This is a genomic window from Azospirillum sp. TSO22-1 (assembly GCF_003116015.1).
Classification (GTDB): domain Bacteria; phylum Pseudomonadota; class Alphaproteobacteria; order Azospirillales; family Azospirillaceae; genus Azospirillum.
Genome location: NZ_LGQZ01000109.1, coordinates 1 through 2,425 on the forward strand (window position 1 = coordinate 1; position 2,425 = coordinate 2,425).

Consider the following 2,425-nt stretch of genomic DNA (forward strand, 5'->3'; position numbering starts at 1 on the left):
GGCGGGTGAGCGCGTCGACGGTGTGGGAGCCGATGAGACCGGCCCCGCCGATCACCAGAAACTTCTTTCCGCGAATGTCCATGGCACCGAACAGGCAAAGCGTGGCAGGAAAGGACCGCTCCGGCGGCCGGAGGCGGAGCCCGCGCGACGATAGAACGTTGCCCACGGGCGCACAAGCACACCCGCGGGAGCCGCCGCGAAAAGTCCCCGCCCGTCAGGCCAGGGCGTCAAGGTCGGCCAATGCCATCCGGCGCAGGGTGTCGCGGATGTCCTCCCGCGGCGCCCAGCCGAGATCGCGGCCGATCGGCGCGACGTCCGCCACCAGGGTCGGCCGGTCGATGTCGCTCTGCGCGTCGACGTGCTCCCGCCAGTCGAGCCCGACGGCGGAGAACGCCGCGTCGAGCAGGTCGCGCACCCCGGACGCCCGGCCGGAGCCGACGGCGTAGTCGGCCGGACGCCCGGCCAGCGACAGGCGGAGCATGGCGTCCACCGCGTCCTCCGCCGCGAACCAGTCGGCGCGTGCGCCGACGTTGCGCAGTTCCAGCCGCCGGGCCAACCCGCGCCGGATCCGCGCCGCGGCGGCGGAGATCTTGCGGCTGACGAAGCTCTCCGGCCGCAGCGGGGATTCGTGGTTGAACAGGATCGCCGTGCCGCCGCGCAGGCCGAACTGCTCGCGCGCGTAGCGGATCGCGTCCATCGCCCACATCTTGGTCAGCCCGTAGTAGGTCGCAGGGTCGCGCGGCGACGCGGCGTCGATGACGCGGTCGGCGTCGCCCGGCCGGTACATCTGGCTGGACGCCGCGTAGACCAGGCGGCACTCCGGCGCGTGGCCGAGGATGGCCTGGATCAGCAGGGTGGTGGCCACGTGGTTGACCGTGGTCATCGCCCGCCACAGCTCCGGGTCGGCAGCCAGCGGCACCTCGGCGGAGTGGTGGGCCGCGGCGATGTGGAAGACCCGCGCCGGGCGCAGCTCGCGGACGATCCGGTCGATGGCCGCCGCGTCGCCGAGGTCGATCTCCGCCAGCCGGCACGGCGCCGGGCGCCCCCCGGCGCTGCCGGGACGGACCAGCCCGACGACCTCGTGCCCCTCCTCGACCAGCCGGCGGGCGAGCAGCCAGCCGTCCTGGCCGAGCGCACCGGTGATCAGAACCGTACCGTCCATTGCCTTCATCTCCCTGGCCTGCCTCTCCCCGGGGGCGCAGCGGCAGACTGCGCGGCGAAGCCCGTCCCCGCAAAGAAAAAAGGGCGGCCCCTGGGGGCCGCCCTCTCTCTTAGGCGTTGTCCGACCGCGATCAGCCGAGGCTGAAGTTGGTCGAGTTGAGGTTCGTCGTACCGGTGAACTTCGCCAGGAGGCGGGTCTCGGAAGCGGCGATCGTGCCGTTCCCATCCGTATCGACGATGTAGTACAGGCCGGTGTCCACACCGTTGTTCGCCAGGACCAGGGCATCCGCGCCGGCCGAGGAGCCGGTGACCGTGCCCAGGGCGCTGAGGAACGAGGCGAAGTTCGCGTCGTCCAGAGAACCGGCCGCGGTGGAGAGGACCACCACCTCGTCGGTGCCCAGGTTGACCGCGCCGCTCGCCCGGGTCGCGACCGCCAGCGCAGCGTTGCTGTTGTCGTCGATCTCGGTCCGCAGCGTACCGGTCAGCTGGATCGAGTCACCCGACGCCTGGAAGTTGGCGTAGGTGTCGAAGCCGCTGTTGGTACCGGCCGCACCGCCGTCCGCGTTGGTCGCGAAGACGATGGTGTCGGTGCCGCCACCCGCCTGCAGGCTCACGGCGTCGGCGCCGCCGTTGCCCTGGAAGCGGATGTTGCTGCTGCCGCTGCTCACGGTGATGTTGTCGATCGCGCTACCGCCGGTGAGGCTCTCGACGTTGTTCACCGTCATCGTGTTGCCGATGTTGCCGAGCGTCACGACGTCAACCCCCGAGCCGCCGGTCAACGTATCGACCAGAGCCAGGATCAGCGTGTTGGCGCTGTTGCCCAGCGTGATCACGTCGGCCCCGGTGCCGCCGCGCAGCGTCTCGACGCCGCTCACCGTCATCGTGTTGCCGATGTTGCCGAGCGTCACCCAATCGCTGCCCGAGCTGCCGACCAGCGTCTCGATGCCCGACAGGATCAGCGAGTTGCCGCTGGTGCCGCCCAGCGTGATCACGTCGCTGCCCGAACCGCCGCGCAGCGTCTCGACGCCCGTGATGGTCGTCGTGCTGCCCGCCGAGCCGAGCGTGACCCAATCACCGCCGGTGCCACCGGTCAGCGTCTCGACACCCGACACCGTCAGCGACACGCCGATGTTGCTCAGCGTGATCACGTCGTTGCCGCCGCCGCCGACCAGCGTCTCGATACCGGCCAGGATCAGCGTGTTGCCGGCGTTGCCCAGCGTGACGACGTCGGTGTTGGCACCGCCGCGCAGCGTCTCGACACCCG

The 2,425-nt window shown here is 71.1% G+C and carries 1 protein-coding gene and 1 pseudogene; both read right to left on the reverse strand.

Going from position 1 to position 2,425, the window contains the following annotated elements; translation table 11 throughout:
- Window positions 1–214: 214 nt before the first annotated feature.
- On the reverse strand, window positions 215–1,162 hold the full coding sequence (locus TSO221_RS26070; protein ID WP_158284221.1) for a GDP-mannose 4,6-dehydratase: 948 nt from the start codon (window positions 1,160–1,162) through the stop codon (window positions 215–217).
- Window positions 1,163–1,292: 130 nt separating this feature from the next.
- Window positions 1,293–2,425, reverse strand: a pseudogene (locus TSO221_RS35650) (calcium-binding protein); the annotation flags it as partial.